The 14,356-nt window shown below is 68.7% G+C and carries 13 protein-coding genes; 3 read left to right on the top strand and 10 right to left on the bottom strand.

What is annotated here, in order from left to right:
• Nucleotides 1–93: 93 nt before the first annotated feature.
• From Q8Q85_05535 to Q8Q85_05515, 5 genes are all read right to left on the bottom strand, one after another.
• Complete coding sequence (locus Q8Q85_05535; protein MDP3773713.1) at nucleotides 94–2,844, bottom strand: TonB-dependent receptor; 2,751 nt, start codon at nucleotides 2,842–2,844, stop codon at nucleotides 94–96.
• Nucleotides 2,845–2,948: 104 nt separating this feature from the next.
• On the bottom strand, nucleotides 2,949–4,820 hold the full coding sequence (locus Q8Q85_05530) for a hypothetical protein (GenBank protein MDP3773712.1): 1,872 nt from the start codon (nucleotides 4,818–4,820) through the stop codon (nucleotides 2,949–2,951).
• Nucleotides 4,817–5,479 (bottom strand): DUF305 domain-containing protein, encoded by a 663-nt coding sequence (locus Q8Q85_05525; protein MDP3773711.1) that lies wholly within the window; start codon nucleotides 5,477–5,479, stop codon nucleotides 4,817–4,819. The genes Q8Q85_05530 and Q8Q85_05525 overlap by 4 nt, the downstream gene beginning before the upstream one ends.
• A gap of 38 nt (nucleotides 5,480–5,517) precedes the next feature.
• Nucleotides 5,518–5,763: a hypothetical protein gene (locus Q8Q85_05520; GenBank protein ID MDP3773710.1), complete on the bottom strand. Its 246-nt coding sequence runs from the start codon at nucleotides 5,761–5,763 to the stop codon at nucleotides 5,518–5,520.
• 117 nt (nucleotides 5,764–5,880) lie between these two features.
• On the bottom strand, nucleotides 5,881–6,204 hold the full coding sequence (locus Q8Q85_05515; GenBank protein MDP3773709.1) for a hypothetical protein: 324 nt from the start codon (nucleotides 6,202–6,204) through the stop codon (nucleotides 5,881–5,883).
• A gap of 195 nt (nucleotides 6,205–6,399) precedes the next feature.
• On the opposite strand from Q8Q85_05515, the gene Q8Q85_05510 reads away from it, so the two are divergent.
• From Q8Q85_05510 to Q8Q85_05500, 3 genes are read left to right on the top strand one after another with little or no spacing between them, the layout of a single operon-like run.
• Nucleotides 6,400–6,636: a hypothetical protein gene (locus Q8Q85_05510; GenBank protein ID MDP3773708.1), complete on the top strand. Its 237-nt coding sequence runs from the start codon at nucleotides 6,400–6,402 to the stop codon at nucleotides 6,634–6,636.
• Nucleotides 6,608–6,844, top strand: coding sequence for a ribbon-helix-helix protein, CopG family (locus Q8Q85_05505; GenBank protein ID MDP3773707.1), 237 nt, complete (start codon nucleotides 6,608–6,610; stop codon nucleotides 6,842–6,844). The genes Q8Q85_05510 and Q8Q85_05505 overlap by 29 nt, the downstream gene beginning before the upstream one ends.
• A 1-nt stretch (nucleotide 6,845) precedes the next feature.
• A complete protein-coding gene (locus tag Q8Q85_05500; GenBank protein MDP3773706.1) occupies nucleotides 6,846–7,190 on the top strand; it encodes a type II toxin-antitoxin system PemK/MazF family toxin in 345 nt (114 codons plus the stop codon).
• A gap of 87 nt (nucleotides 7,191–7,277) precedes the next feature.
• Here the strand turns inward: Q8Q85_05500 and ppdK are convergent, their stop codons facing one another.
• From ppdK to Q8Q85_05475, 5 genes are read right to left on the bottom strand one after another with little or no spacing between them, the layout of a single operon-like run.
• Nucleotides 7,278–9,935 carry a pyruvate, phosphate dikinase gene (ppdK, locus tag Q8Q85_05495; protein ID MDP3773705.1) on the bottom strand — a complete coding sequence of 886 codons (2,658 nt, stop codon included), beginning with the start codon at nucleotides 9,933–9,935 and terminating at the stop codon, nucleotides 7,278–7,280.
• 10 nt (nucleotides 9,936–9,945) lie between these two features.
• Nucleotides 9,946–11,340 carry an amidophosphoribosyltransferase gene (purF, locus tag Q8Q85_05490; protein ID MDP3773704.1) on the bottom strand — a complete coding sequence of 465 codons (1,395 nt, stop codon included), beginning with the start codon at nucleotides 11,338–11,340 and terminating at the stop codon, nucleotides 9,946–9,948.
• A 4-nt stretch (nucleotides 11,341–11,344) separates the two neighbouring features.
• A complete protein-coding gene (gene purL / locus Q8Q85_05485; protein MDP3773703.1) occupies nucleotides 11,345–13,603 on the bottom strand; it encodes a phosphoribosylformylglycinamidine synthase subunit PurL in 2,259 nt (752 codons plus the stop codon).
• Nucleotides 13,600–13,932 carry a zf-TFIIB domain-containing protein gene (locus Q8Q85_05480; protein ID MDP3773702.1) on the bottom strand — a complete coding sequence of 111 codons (333 nt, stop codon included), beginning with the start codon at nucleotides 13,930–13,932 and terminating at the stop codon, nucleotides 13,600–13,602. The genes purL and Q8Q85_05480 overlap by 4 nt, the downstream gene beginning before the upstream one ends.
• Nucleotides 13,932–14,345, bottom strand: coding sequence for a hypothetical protein (locus Q8Q85_05475; protein ID MDP3773701.1), 414 nt, complete (start codon nucleotides 14,343–14,345; stop codon nucleotides 13,932–13,934). Before Q8Q85_05475 ends, Q8Q85_05480 begins: the two co-directional genes overlap by 1 nt.
• Between the last annotated feature and the right edge of the window lie 11 nt (nucleotides 14,346–14,356).

The following is a 14,356-nucleotide window of genomic DNA, read 5'->3' as shown; positions in this document are numbered from 1 at the left end:
AACGAAAGACGTTGAAGGTTGAAAAGAAAAAAGGCGTTGAAGGGTCGGTGGCGAGTGCCTCAACTCTTCAACGCCCTTTTCCCTTCAACCGTCCTAACGCATCCGCATATCCACCCTCGCGTACAGATACCGCCCGTTGTACCCGAACGGTGACGCCGCGGCCCAAGGGAACGTACCGTAGTTGTTGTTGTACAGCTTCGCGGGATCCGAGGTCGGGTCGTTCGGGTCCGTCGGGGTCAGCGACGACGGCTGGTCCGGATAGGTGTCGAAGAGGTTCCGGACACCGACGGCAAGGTTCATCAGGCCGAAGCGATACCCCACTTCGGCGTCGAACAGGGTCTTTGCCCCGTACGTTTCCCGGCACCGATCGCAGTATCCCGGCTGCGCGGAGGAGAACCCGCCGAAGTAGGATCCGCGGACCAGCGCCTGGAGCCGTCCCGTAGAGTATTGGGCCGTCACCGTCGCCCGCCAATCAGGTCGTTCCTCCTCGATGGCCAGCACGGTCACCGTGTCGAGCAGGCCCGGCTCGGCCGAGTTCTGGAGCACCGCGGGCAGGGGATCGACGCGGGTGATCTCGTTCCTGGTGAAGTTGACTGCGCCCGTGAGGTTGAGCGTGCCCGTCAGGGCCGGGACTCGCAGGTTGCCGGTGAGGTCAACGCCCTGGGTACGCGTGTCCAGCCCGTTGGTGAAGTACTGGACGCCGGCGATGTTGTTGAACCCTCCCGCCGCCAGGATCGCCAGCGTCGTGTCGTCGTCGAACGTCGCACCGAGGATGATGCGGTCGTTGATCGTGATGCGGAAATAGTCCGCCGTGAAGGTCAGGTTCGGGTCGGGGCTAAAGGCGAACCCCGCGCTCAAGTTGACCGACGACTCCTCGCGGAGCGGCTTGGATCCGAGGGCGCGGGCGGCGGCGTTGCCGACGGGAAAGACGCCGATCTCTTCGATGGAGCCGGCGATCACGTTCGTGATCACCTTGCTGAAGTTGATCTGCCCCAGCCCCGGCGCACGGAACCCCGTGCTGCTGGCCGCCCGAAAAGTCAACTCGGGCGAGGGCCGGTACCGGAACGCCAGCTTGCCGGTCACTACCGAGCCGAAGTCGCTGTAGCTCTCGAATCGCGCGGCCAGGTTGGCCAGGAACTCGGGAGTGAGATCGCTCTCGAGGTCCGCGTAGGCTCCGAAGTTGGTCCGGCTCGCGTCCGCCTCGTCGCCGGGAGCGAAGCCGGGGAACACCTGGGAACCGGCCGACGCCTCGCCGCCAGACTGCGTCGTGTCTCCGCCGTCCACCCACGACGCCAGCTCCCCCTGTGTGATCCGGTACCTCTCGCGCCGGAGGGTCGCACCGACTGCTACGTTCACCGGCGCCGCGAGCCCCAGGCTCAGCGGCTTGGCCGCGTTGATCCCTGCCGCGAACTCTTCGCGTCGCAACTGGCCCGCGAAGAACGACGTCTGGTTCGGGATCCCGGGATCGTCCGCATTGCCCAGAATGCCGTCGGAGCCCGGCGCGCACGGCGCAGCGGGAGCGACACACGGCCCCAGCGACGCGTTGAGAGTGTTGCGAAGGTTGTACTCGAAGGCGTTGTGCCCCAATGAGGCCCCGGCATCGACGGACCAACCCTGCATGGCACCCCGGTACCCCCCGGCGAGCGAGAAGTCGGTGACGTCCGGGTTGAACTCGGGCAGAAAGCCAAGCGGGTAGATCTGCGGCCAGTTCCTGTCGCTGCCCGCGTAGCGCCGGTATCCGTTCCCCGTTCCACTGCGGAAGCTGTAGCCGCCGAAGGCGTAGATCTCACTGGTTCGGTCGTCGTTGAGCGGCATCCGGAGGTTTGCCATCGTCATCAGGTCCCGCTCCAGCCCGTCGCCCCAGTGCTGGTTGGGCTGCGGCACCAGGGGGTCGTCGAACAGGTCGGCTCCGGCTCGATTGGTCGGCTGCCGGTCCAGCACCTCGGCGAAGAGCGCGAGCGACCCCCGTCCGAGCCCGAACCCCCAGCCGCCGTTCACGTTCAAGGTCCGGCCGTCGTTCGGGTAGTCCGCGCTGAAGTGCTGTCCGGCGTCCAGGCTCACGAACGGACTGAACACCCCCTCCCGAGTGACGATGTTGACGACCCCCGCGATCGCGTCGGAGCCGTACTGGGCGGAGGCGCCGTCGCGCAATACCTCGATCCGCTCGATGGCGCTTGCCGGAATCGCATTCAGGTCCACGCCGCTGGAGCCGGCGCCCGTGCCGTAGGCGAACGTGTTGACCAGCGCGGTCTGATGGCGCCGCCACCCGTTGACGAGCACCAGCGTGTGATCGGGGCTCAAGCCACGCAGCGTGAACGGCCGGACGATATCCGTACCGTCCGTGACGCTCTGGCGCGGGAAGTTGACCGAGGGTGAGAGCGCCTGCAGGATCTGGCTGGTCTCCCTGGTTCCCTGACTGGCGATGTCCTGCACATCGTACACGTCCACCGGCACGGCCAGCTCTTCGGCCGCGGTGTGGCGCGCGCGCGAACCGATCGTGACGTCTATGGCCGAAAGACTGATGGGCTGGGGCTGGAGGGTGAAATCCCGGGTAGTGGTCTGTCCGCCCGCGACGGTGACCTGGGCTGACTGGGCGACGTAACCGAGGGCGCGGGCGCGGACCGTGTGGGTGCCGGCCGGGACTCCACTTATCAGGTACCCGCCCTGGTCGTTGCTGCTGGCCCTGAGGGGCGTGCCGTCCACGCTGACCGTGGCGCGTGCGAGGGGGGCGCCGCCCGCATCGGCGACCCGACCGCGGATACCGCCGCTCTGGGCGGCAAGTGTCCGAAGGGGTACGAAGAGGGCGAGAGCAGCGCAGGCACAGAAGCCGGCGGTACGGCGCATGGGGCCTCCAGCGGGGTGGGGTAGAACGGACAAAGCGCCTTCCGGGCCTCATATATGGCAGCGCGCGGCGCGGCGTCAAGGCTCGCGGGCCTAGACCGTGGCGATCAGAGCTGCGCGTCGGCCAGGTCCCTCACCGCCGCGGCCAGCGCCCGCACCTTGGCCTGGTCGGCGGCTCCCTCCTCGTCACCGTTCAGTTGCGTCGCCAGCTGCGTCAGCGCGTCCCGCCGCTGCGCCCTCGAAAGCCTCTCGGCGCGGGCCAGCTCATTCCTCACCGCCGACACCCGGTCGGCCGCCAGGCCGTTCGACCGCGCGAGCTGGTCGAGGTAGGCGCGCGGTACCACGAAGCTCGGGGGCCAGACCAGCCTCTGCTGATCCTGCGGGTTCAAATAGTCCACCTGCACCAGCTTCGCCGCGTCGATCTCGTTCTGCGAGAGGAGCGCGCTAGGCGTCAGCTCGAAGATGTCGAGCCCGCGTGCGAGCTCGGAGCTCACGATGTATCCGTTGTACCAGTAGGCGGCCCACGACCCGGCGCCGTAGAGTGTGGTCGAGTCCATCGGGCCGCGGTCGAAGTAGGCGATCTCCCTCGGGTGCGCCGGATCGGTCCAGTCGAAGACCGAGATGCCACCCTGATACCAGCCCTGGGCCATGATGTCGCGCCCGGGGATCGGGATGAGCGTCCCGTTGTGGGCCACGCAGTTCTCATTGGGCGTCTGCGGGGCCGGCATCTTGTAGTAACTCGTGAACGTCATCGTGTTGTTGACCAGGGTGAATATCGCGTTGGCACCCCACTCATACTTGTCCGTCACGCGGCAGCGGGGATGCAAGCCGCCGCCCCACTCGTCGGTGAACAGGATCTTGGTGCCGTCGTTGTTGAACGTCGCGGAGTGCCAGTAGGAGAAGTTCGAGTCGGCCACCGCGCCGATCCGCCGCGGGTGGGCCGGATCGCGGATGTCGAGCAGGAGGCCGTAGCCGCCGCACGCGCCGCCGGCGAGGCCGATCGCCGCATAGACGGTGATGTCGTGGCACTGGTTGGGTCCGGTCCTCGGCTCCGGCGGCGGCGCGGCGGCGCCGGTTCGCCGGCGCTCGGCGGCCGCCCGTTCGGAGGCGGCGATCGAATCGGCACGGAGCTCGGGGTGTCGGGCCGGTGCGGCGAGGTCACTAAAGATCCGCGGCGAGCTCACGATCCGCGCTTGCTCAGGCGCGGCAAGCGGCACCCGGATGACCTCGATACGGAACAGCGCGCTGTTGGGGTCCCGGTCCGGCATCAGGTTCGAGCAGCCGGCGAGCTCGTTGGGCGAGCGCACCGGGGCCGAGCCGGAGATGTAGATGTAGATGTTCGCGGTGTCGTTCGGGTCGGTCACCACCGTGTGGGTGTGCGAGCCCCGGCAGGTCTGCACGTTGGCCAGGTAACGCGGGTGGGCGATATCGGTGATGTCGAAGATGCGGATGCCGCGCAGCCGGTCGTGGCTCACCGTGTCGGGGACGCCCTGCGTGCCGCAGTCGGTGCGGCCGTTCATGGCCTCGCCGGACACGAACATCAGCCTGCGATAGACCGAGACGTCACTCTGCGAACCGGGGCAGACGTAGGACGTGCGCAGGGTGGGGTGGCTCGGCTGCGAGATGTCCCAGACCTGATAGCCGCTGAAGTTGCCCTGGATGATGTAATGCCCGACGAACGAGAGGTCCGAGTTGATGAGCCGGAAGTCGCCCGGAGTGCTCCGATTGATGAACGGCGCCGAGGGCGGGGTCCTCGAGACCACGCGCATGTTCCAGGTCACTTCGGCGGCGTCGAACCACCCGGCGCGCAGTCCGACCCGCGGATCGGGGCTGGGCGCCGTCACCGACCAGTCGGGCGCGGGCGACAGGGCGGCGGGGGCCGACGAGGACGACGTTCTGGCGCACGCCGCGGCGGACAGCAGAACGGCCCCGAGGGACAGGGACGCGAGCGGGCGAACGGACGAAGACTTGGATCTCATGGGCTGCGCTCTCCAGTGGGCATCGTCGTGAGCATGGTGTTCATGCGGTCGATCTCGGTGGTCTGGTCGGCGTTCACGTCGGAGGCGAACTTGAAGACGGTGTCGTCCTGGGCGGCGCCCTGCGCGCCGAACAGCCGCTCCACCATCGTGATCGCGCCCCGGTGGTGCTGGATCATGAAGGTCAGGAACAGCCGGTCGAACTCGGGGCCCCTCGCGCGATCCAATTGCGCCAGCTGCTGGGCGGTCAACATCCCGGGCATGAGCATGGGGTGATCCATGCCGGCCATCATGTGGTACGACGCGTCCGCGTCCGGAACCGTTTCATGCCGTTCCCGGAGCCAGCGCTGCATGACCACGATCTCGTCAAGCTGGCCCACGACGATCCGTTCGCACAGGGCGCGCACCGCCTGACTCGCGCCGTGGGTGGGCGCCCAGCCGGCCATCAGCACCGCCTGCGCGTGGTGGCCGATCATGCCGGACATGAAGTGCGCGTCCGCCGCGGTGTAGGGAGGCCGACCGCTGTCGGCCCTCGCCATAGCCGCGGGCGTGAGGATGGCCTGATCCCCGGTGCGGGGCTCTGCGCCGCGGCGCGCCGGCGCCCGGGTCGCGCTGCCGCAGGCCGCGACGGCAACGACGGCGAGCAGAACTGCCGCCAACATTCGCGGATACGATCCGCACCGTCGCCGTCGCCTGACGCTCATCGCACCTCCTCCACGATCCGCAGCAGCTGGTCGCGGGAGATCGGCATCCGGATCGTGCGGACCGCGCCGAGTCCTTGCGCGACCGCGAGCGGGTCCAGGCCTCCCGCGTAGGAGGGCCGCCCCGAGATGGCCACGACGCGGGCATCCGGGAAGGCGCGCCGCAGCCGGCGCGCGATCGGCGAACGCTGGTCCAACAGCCGGCGGCGTTCTCCCTGGCGGCGTTGTCCCGATGGTCGTTCCATGCTCGTCCCCCTTCCGGCTGCGCTGCGTTGTCGGCCCACACGAATGTGGCGCGGCAGCGGGCAGGACGCCAGCCGCAGCGCGTCCGAGAATCAGGACAACCGGCAAGCATGGTGCCATTACAGCTCGAGTCGCCGCCAGGCGAAAGCCGTCTTCCAGGCCGGCTCACCGCGTCGATATGACCGGAACGCCAGCACCACATGCTCCGGCGTGAGGTCCTGGCTGGTGCACTCGAAGTGCCGATCCAGAGATCCATCCTGATACTCCAGCGAAAAGCCTTCTGAAGGGCTTCCTATGGCCTGAATGAAGGTGAGCTCGTCGGCGTCGGTGGCCAGTATGGCGAACGAGTCTCCGCCGGGAGCGAGGCCTTCGATCACGGCACTGATCTGCTCCGGGCTTGGATCGCGGATCACCTGGTCGTCTGCCGTGCTGAGAGTGAACATGTCGCTCTCCTGTCGCCGGCCAACCGCGGAACGGATCAAGTCATAGCATTGCCGACACTTAACAAATACGTCCGAGGGAACGATACTGAAACTGTCGATTTCGCCGCCCCTCGTTCGTCGTGACAATAGAGCCAGGGTTCACACCCGGTCGAGACCGCCCGGAAACCCGGCTCCTAACCAAGCGGAGACACAACCATGCGATTCATGATGCTGCTCAGGGCCGACAAGAACACGGAAGCGGGCATGCTCCCGTCAGCGCAGGACCTCGAGATCATGGGGAAGTACAACGAGGAGCTGGTGAAGGCCGGCGTCCTGCTCGCGGCCGAGGGGCTCCACCCGAGCTCGAAGGGCGCGCGAGGGTTGGACCGCTTTCCCCCGCGGCCCACCGAGTTTATACTGCGGTATGAAAACGGCGATCTCCCTACCCGATAGCCTCTTCCGGTCCGGCGATGCCCTGGCCAAGCGCCTGGGCGTGAGCCGCAGCGAGCTCTTCGCGCGGGCGCTGGCGGAGTACCTGGCCAAGCACAAGGCCGATCAGATCACGAAGCGGCTGAATGCTGTTTACGCCGCCGAGGATAGTCGGCTGGACCCTGCCTTCGCAACCGCCCAAGAACGAGCGCTGGCGCGCGAGAAGTGGTAGAGTGCAGTTGAATCGCGGCGACGTCTGGTGGGCCAACCTGCCGGATGCAGCTGGCTTGGGGCCCGGTTACCGCCGACCCGTGCTCGTGGTTCAAGGGGATGCATTCAATCGCAGTCGGCTGGCCACGGCGATAGTCGTAGTCCTGACATCCAACCTGCATCTCGTTGAAGCGCCCGGCAATGTGTTGCTCCCGGCCCGCGCCGCGAGCCTGCCGCGTGACTCAGTGGCAAACGTCTCGCAAGTCCTCACCATTGACCGCCGGCTGCTGACCGAGCGGGTTGGTCACCTACCCACCAGTCTCCTCCGACAGGTGGACGACGGCCTGCGTACCGTCCTCGAACTGTAGGCGAGGGCAAGCGGGTTAAGGGTCAGGCGGTGCCGGCGCGGACTGCCCGCATAAGTGGATAACGAAGCAAATACCTGCCGCCCCAGGCTACACCGTTGCCGCCGTGCGGTCCTCGACGCCCCTCTCCCTCAGCGCGGCCTGCGCCGCCGCCAGCCGCGCGATGGGCACGCGGAACGGCGAGCACGACACGTAGTCCATCCCCGCATCATGGCAGAACGCGATGCTCGAGGGCTCGCCGCCGTGCTCTCCGCAGATTCCCACCTTCAGGTCCTTGCGCTTGCTCCGGCCCAGCTCGATGCCGATGCGGATCAGCTTCCCCACGCCCCGTTGGTCGAGGACCTGGAACGGGTCGGCGGGGAGGAGGCCGTGCTGAACGTAGTACGGCAGGAACCGGCCCGCGTCGTCACGCGAGAGGCCGAAGGTGGTCTGGGTGAGGTCGTTGGTGCCGAACGAGAAGAACTCGGCGACTTCCGCGATCTCGTCGGCGGTGAGCGCGGCCCGAGGCAGCTCGATCATCGTCCCCAGGAGGTAGGGCACCTCGCGCTTGGCCGTGGCGAAGACCTCGGTCGCCACTCGGCGCACGATGTCCGCCTGATGCTTGAGCTCGGTCACATCCGCGACGAGCGGCACCATGACTTCGGGGACCGCCTTGACGCCGCGCGCCGTGACGTGCACCGCCGCCTCGAAGATCGCCCGCGCCTGCATCTCCGTGATCTCGGGATAGGTCACCCCCAGCCGGCAGCCGCGGTGGCCGAGCATGGGGTTGGCCTCGCGCAACGACTCCACCACGCCGGCGAGCTTCTTCGCGGAGACTCCCATGTCCTTGGCGAGCGCGGCGATCTCGTCGGGATCGTGCGGCAGGAACTCGTGCAGCGGCGGGTCGAGCAGGCGGATCGTGACGGGGAAGCCGTCCATCGCCTCGAAGATCCCCTCGAAGTCGGACCGCTGCATGGGGAGCAGCTTGGCGAGGGCGCGCTTCCGCCCGGCGGCATCGCGGGCGAGGATCATCTTCCGCACCCACTCGATCCGCTCGCCCTCGAAGAACATGTGCTCGGTGCGGCAGAGCCCAATCCCCTCGGCGCCGAGCTCGCGGGCGCGGCGCGCGTCGCCCGGCGTGTCGGCGTTGGCGCGCACCCCGAGGCGCCGATGCTTGTCCGCCCAGCCCATGAACTGCGCGAAGTGGTCCGAAAAGCTCGGCGCGACTAGCGGTACCCGGCCGTCGATGACCCGGCCGGTCGAGCCGTCGAGCGTTATCCACTCGCCGCGAGCGATGCGCCGCCCGTTCACGGCGAACTCCCCGGCTTCGTGGTCCACGTCCAGCGCTGACGCTCCGACCACGCAGCACTTGCCCATCCCGCGCGCGACCACCGCCGCGTGCGACGTCATCCCGCCACGCGCGGTGAGGATGCCTTTGGCCGCGGCCATCCCGCGAATGTCCTCCGGCGACGTCTCCGCCCGCACCAGAATCACGGACTTCCCCTCCGCGGCCCAGGCGAACGCCTCCTCGGCGTCGAAGACCACCTGGCCCGCCGCCGCGCCGGGCGACGCGGGCAGGCCCGTGGTGAGGACGGTACAGGGCGCCGCCGGATCCACCGTCGGGTGCATCAGCTGCTCCACCGCCTCCGGTGAGACGCTCAGCAACGCCTCCTCCTCGCTTACCAGGCCCTCGGCCGTCATGTCTACCGCGATCCGGACCGCCGCCGCGCCGGTGCGCTTGCCGTTCCGCGTCTGGAGCAGGAACAGCTTCCCGCGCTCGACCGTGAACTCGAGGTCCTGCATGTCGCGGTAGTGCTTCTCCAGCCGCCCGACCGTCTCTATCAGCTCTCGGTACGCCTCCGGGAACAGCGATGCCATCCGGTCGATCGGCTCCGGGGTGCGGATGCCCGCCACGACGTCCTCGCCCTGCGCGTTGGCCAGGAACTCGCCGAAGAAGCGCTTCTCCCCCGTAGACGGATCGCGCGTGAACCCGACACCCGAGCCCGAGTCCTCGCCGAGGTTTCCGTAGACCATCGCCACGATGTTGACCGCGGTGCCGAGGTCCTCGGGGATGTGGTGGATCAGCCGGTACGCCGCGGCGCGCTCACCGAGCCACGAGAGCCACACGGCTTCGATGGCGCCCCACAGCTGCGCCATCGGTTCCTCCGGGAACGTCACGCGGGTGCGGTCGTGGATGGCCTCCTTGAACGCGTCCACCAGCGCGCGAAGGTCTGAGGCGGGAAGGTCGATGTCGCGCTTCACGCCACGCGCCTTCTTCTTCTGGTCGATGAGGTGCTCGAACGGGCTCTTGTTGCTCTTCAGGCCGAGTACCACATCCCCGTACATCTGCACGAACCGCCGATACGCGTCGTACGCGAAGACCGGGTTGCCCGTCTGCCGGGCCAGCTCGTCGGCCACCCCGTCGTTCATGCCAAGGTTGAGGATGGTGTCCATCATCCCCGGCATCGAGACCGCGGCGCCCGAGCGAACCGACAGGAGCAGCGGCCGCTCCGCCCCGCCGAACTGCCGGCCCGTCAACTCCTCGACGCGCCTGAGGTTCGCGTCCACCTCGGCGCGGAGGTCGGGAGGGTACTTCCGCGTCTTGATGTACTCGATGCACAGCTCGGTGCTGATCGTGAAGCCGGGCGGCACCGGGACTCCGAGGTTGGTCATCTCGGCCAGTCCGGCGCCCTTGCCGCCCAGGACACCCTTCATCGCCGCCGAGCCGTCGGCCCGTCCGCCCCCGAAGTAATAGACGTAGCGCCTCATGCCGGTATTCCTATGAAGTGCGTACGAGGTCCGCGGCATAGCCCGATGTCGTGGCGTCCGCCGGGATCTCGGTGGGGTACTGGTTGGAGAAACAGGCGTGACAGAAGCGGTCGGCGTCTCCCTCGCTCGCGTGTACCATCCCGTCGAGCGACAAGTACCCGAGTGAGTCCACGGCGAGGTACTTCCGGATCTCCTCGACGGTGTGGTTGGACGCGATCAGCTCCTGGCGGGTGGGCGTGTCGATCCCGTAGTAGCACGGCCCGACGGTGGGCGGCGACGCGACGCGGAAATGCACCGCGCGCGCGCCGGCCTGCCGGATCATCGCCACGAGGCCGCGGCTGGTCGTGCCGCGGACGATGGAGTCGTCCACCACTACGACGCTCTTGCCCGCGATGATCTCGCGCACCGCGTTGTACTTGATCTTCACCTTGGCGTCGCGGCCCGCCTGCACGGGGTGGATGAAGGTCCGGCCTACGTAGTGGTTCCGGATCAGCGCGTGCTCCAGCGGCAGCCCGGCCGCTTCGGCGTAACCCAGCGCGGCGGCGTTGGACGAGTCGGGCACGGAGAAGACGCAGTCGGACCCCGGGGCGGGGTGCTCCCGCGCCAGCGCCCGGCCGAGGTTGCGGCGGAACAGGTTGACGCTCTCGCCGAAGACCATGCTGTCGGGGCGGGAGAAGTACACCAGCTCGAACACGCAGCGCTTGAGCGGCTTGGGCGGCAGCGGCTCCAGGTATTCCACCTGCCCGCCTTCGATGCGGACCACGCTCCCGGGCTCCAGCTCGCAGGTGATGCGCGCGCCCACGATGTCGAGCGCGCAGCTCTCGGAAGCCACCACCGTCGCGTCGCCCACCTTGCCGAGCATCAGCGGCCGGAACCCGCGCGGGTCCACCACGGCGTAGAGGACCCGGCCGACGGTGACGAGCAGCGAGTACGCACCTTCGGCCTTCATCACCGCCTCGCGGATCTGCTCGTCGGGAGTGGGCCTGGCGGAGCGGGCGATCAGATGGATGAGGGCTTCGGTGTCGGCGGTGGACTGGAGCAGGCTGCCGGCCTCGACCAGCTCGCGGCGCAGCTCGCCGGCGTTGGTGAGGTTGCCGTTGTGCGCTATGGAAAGCGTGCCCATGCGGTAGCGCACCAGGAAGGGCTGCGTGTTCACCGCCGCGCTCCCGCCGGCGGTGCTGTAGCGGGTGTGGCCGATCGCGGTAGCTCCCTCAAGGCTCTGGATGATCTCCTCGTTGAATACATCGGAGACGAGCCCGTTGCCCTTGTGGGCGCGTGCCACGCCCGCGTCGTCCACCGAGACGATGCCGGCCGCCTCCTGGCCGCGGTGCTGCAGCGCGTAGAGGCCCAGGTAGGCCAGGTGCGCGGCTTCGGGATGCCCGGAGATGCCGAAGATGCCGCACACTTGGCTACCCTCCTGCCGGGGCGAGGCGACGCGGGATCGCGCCTTCGTAGATCTCGCGCAACCGCTTCACTTGCCGCGAGACCGTCACGCCGTCCACCACGAGGCGCACCGGCCCGCCCGCCGGCCCCACCGTTCCGACGGCCGCCGCGGGGAGGCCGTGCCGCGCTGCCAGCGCCGCCAGCGCCTCCACGTCGCCCGCCGCGACGGTCACGACCGCGCGTCCCTGGTCCTCCCCGAAGAGCGCGGCGTCGGGAGCGACGCCACCCGCCCACCTCGTCATGTCCACCTCCACCCCCAGCGGCGGCTCAGCACCCATCGCACACTCCGCCAGTGCTACGGCCAGGCCGCCCTCCGAGCAGTCGTGCGCCGACCGGAGGAGCCGCCGTTCCGCGGCCGCTACCAGGCAATCTATGAGAGCCCGCTCGGCCGTGAGATCCACCCGCGGCGGTATCCCGAACGTTTCGCCGGTCTCGAGTGAAAGATACTGCGAGCCGCCCAGCTCGCCCCGGCACCGGCCCAGCACCACGACCAGGTCGCCGGTCTCCCGGAACGCCGCCGGCACTCGGGCCGTCACGTCCGTAAGCACGCCCACCATCCCGACCATCGGAGTGGGCAGCACCGCGCCCGTCGGACTCTCATTGTAGAAGGAGACGTTGCCGCCGGTGATGGGCGTATCGAGCGCGCGGCAGGCGTCGGCCATGCCCCGGCACGCCTCGCGGAACTGGAAGAAGACCTCGGGCTTCTCCGGGTTCCCGAAATTGAGGCAGTCCGTTACGCCGAGGGGCCTCGCCCCCGTCACCGCGATGTTGCGCGCTGCCTCGGCGACGGCCGCCTTGCCGCCCTCATACGGGTCGAGCCAGACGTAGCGGCCCGGGCAACCGCTCGTCACCGCGACGCCGAGGCTCGAGCCGCGGACCCTGATCACCGCCGCGTCGCCGCCGGGGCCCATCACCGTGTTGGACTGGACCGACGTGTCATACTGCTCGTACACCCAGCGTTTCGAGGCGATGGCGGGGACGTCGAGGAGCCGTTCGAGCACCAGGTCCAGGTCGGAGGTGCGGGGCGGGGGGAGCGGCCGCGTGCGCCGCGCCTTCGCCTCGTCGCCCTCCACAGCGTCGGGCTCGTGGATGGGCACACCCTCGACCAGCTGCGCACCCGGGATCTCGGCGACCACGTCTTCGCCCCAGCGCACCCGGTAGAGCCCGTCGTCGGTGACGCGCCCGATCACCGCGCTCTCGAGCTCCCACTTGCGCGCGATCGCCCGGACCTGGTCTTCGAGGCCGCGCTTGGCGACCACCAGCATCCGCTCCTGCGACTCCGACAGCAGGACCTCGTACGGCGTCATGCCTTCCTCGCGCACCGGGACCTGCTTGGCGTCGATCTCGACGCCGACACCGCCGCGCGCCGCCATCTCCGCCGAGCTCGAGGTGAGGCCCGCGGCGCCCATGTCCTGGATCGCAACGATGTGGCCCGACGCGATGAGCTCGAGCGAGGCCTCGATCAGCAGCTTCTCCGTGAACGGGTCGCCGACCTGCACCTGCGGCCGCCGGGCCTCGCTCTTCTCGGAGAGTTCCTCGGACGCGAACGATGCTCCGTGGATGCCGTCGCGGCCGGTGCGCGCGCCGACGTAGACGATTGGATTGCCGGGCCCCGCGGCGATGGCGCGGATCAGCTCATCCTCGCGCAACAGTCCCACGCACATCGCGTTGACGAGCGGGTTGCCGTCGTAGGCAGGCTCGAAGGCGACGTCCCCGGCTACCGTCGGGACGCCGACGCAGTTTCCGTAGTCGCTGATGCCGTGCACCACTCCCTTGAAGAGGTAGCGCTGGCGCGGCGAGTCGAGGGAGCCGAAGCGGAGCGAGTCGAGCAGCGCGATCGGTCGCGCGCCCATGGTGAAGATGTCGCGCAGGATGCCGCCCACGCCGGTCGCGGCACCCTGGTAGGGCTCGACCGCGGAGGGGTGGTTGTGCGATTCCATCTTGAAGGCTACCGCCCACCCCTCGCCGATGCGGACCGCCCCGGCGTTCTCACCGGGACCCTGGAGGACCTGGGACCCGGTGGTCGGCAAGGTCCGGAGGACGGGCTTCGAGTGTTTGTAGGAGCAGTGCTCGCTCCACAGGGCGGAGAAGACGCCGAGCTCTACGAAGGTGGGATCCCGCCCCAGGATGGCCCGGATGCGGTCGAACTCTGCTGCGGTGAGCCCGTGCCGGCGGACCAGCTCCGGCGTGATGGCTGGGTCGCCTGGGCGCGGGCGCGCCGTCACGGGCGCTTCTTTCCTCCGCCGAGGCCCGAGACGAGGTCGCCGAAGAAGCTCTGAAGCGCGCCCGGGTCCTTGTCGAGCAGACCCTCCGCCTCGCCGGCGTCGAACCAGATGCCTCGGCAGGCGGTGCACCGGTCCACGTTCACGCCGTGGTAGCGCTCCTCGACCAGATCGTGCCCGCACTTGGGGCAGTGCATGTGATGGAGCTTGCGGCGCTCGTGCTTCTCCTCCTCCGCGCGGCGCGCCGCCCCCTCCTTCTTGAGCTTCTCGAGCTTCTCCCTCTCCAGCTTGAGGAAGTACTCCTCTTCGTTGCCGCTGGGCTTGTCAGCCATCAGAACTCCGGCCGTGGTGGGGTGGTCGGGGTGGTGACGCGGACGCCGGTCACGGTGCCGGCCGCGGTGTCGGGCCGTGGCGTCGCCGGCGGCGTGAAGAAAGGCGCCCGGTCCGGGGGCGAGCTGCTCGGTCCGAGGTACACGTGCTCGGGGGCGCGCACGATCGCATCAACGACCTGGCCGTTCTGGAGGAAGACCGTGTCGTAGTAGCCCCACTGCCGCTCGAAATTGTTCCGGAAGAACAGGTACGTCCAGTCGTTGACGCGGCGCACCGCCACCGGCTCGCCCCAGCGATTGAGGACGTCGGCCTCGGTCATGCCGGGGCGGACCGCGCTGGTCGTGTCCTGCGCGCGGGCTTCGCTCGCGCACATGGCCGCCACGGCGGCGATGAGGAAAAGGGTTCGCTCTTTCATTGTTACCTCCG

Source organism: Gemmatimonadales bacterium, assembly GCA_030697825.1.
GTDB lineage: Bacteria > Gemmatimonadota > Gemmatimonadetes > Gemmatimonadales > JACORV01 > JACORV01.
This window is presented reverse-complemented; position numbering and strand designations above follow the sequence as displayed.